This is a genomic window from Mesorhizobium sp. M0571 (assembly GCF_040320985.1).
GTDB lineage: Bacteria > Pseudomonadota > Alphaproteobacteria > Rhizobiales > Rhizobiaceae > Mesorhizobium.
Map to the genome: position 1 here is coordinate 1 of NZ_JAMYQT010000151.1, position 788 is coordinate 788.

General features: G+C 60.4%; 1 protein-coding gene. It reads left to right on the forward strand.

Features of this window, described 5'->3' with window-relative positions:
* A partial coding sequence (locus tag NKI85_RS37790) for a Gfo/Idh/MocA family oxidoreductase (protein WP_352780989.1) occupies window positions 1-788 on the forward strand: 788 nt, incomplete at both ends.

The window sequence follows — 788 nt, forward strand, 5'->3', positions numbered from 1 at the left end:
CGGCGCCGGTTTGATGGGCGCGGATCATGCCAAGATAGTTGCCGAGGAACTGCCCGGCGCAACCCTTCAATTGGTCTGCGACATGGATGAGCAGCGCGCTCGTTCTGTTGCCGACGCGTGTGGCGCTATCGACATTGCCACCGACCCCAAGGGCGCCATCACGCGGCAAGACGTGGACGCCGTGATCATTGCGAGTCCCGATTTCACGCATGCGCCGCTTTCGATGGCTTGCATTGCCGCCGGCAAGCGCGTCCTATGCGAAAAACCGCTGTCACAAGCGTCGGCTGACTGCATCGCGGTGATGGAAGCCGAACAGAAAGCGGGGGCGAAATTCGTCCAGCTCGGCTTCATGCGGCGTTACGACCGCTCCTATCAGGAAATGAAGCAAGCGCTCGATAATGGTCATCTCGGCCGGGCGCTGATGATGCACAATTTTCACCGCAATGTTGAAACGCCTGCGGCCGACTTCACCGGCGCGATGGCTATCACCAATTCGGCCCCGCACGAATTCGATGTCGTGCGATATGTGCTCGGCACCGAATATGCTGCCATCTCCGCATTCCAGCCAAGCCGCTCGGACGCGCGTGTGGCACCTGTCGTCATGGTGCTGGAAACGGTGGATGGGCAGCTCGTCAACATCGAGATCAACAACAACGCCGCCTATGGCTATGACGTTCGCGCCGAGCTGATTGGCGAGAACGGCGCCGTGGCAACCAACAACGTTGCCTACACCCGCACGGAGTCAGCGCTTACCCAAAGCACAAACTACGACGCCGACTGGCGCACCC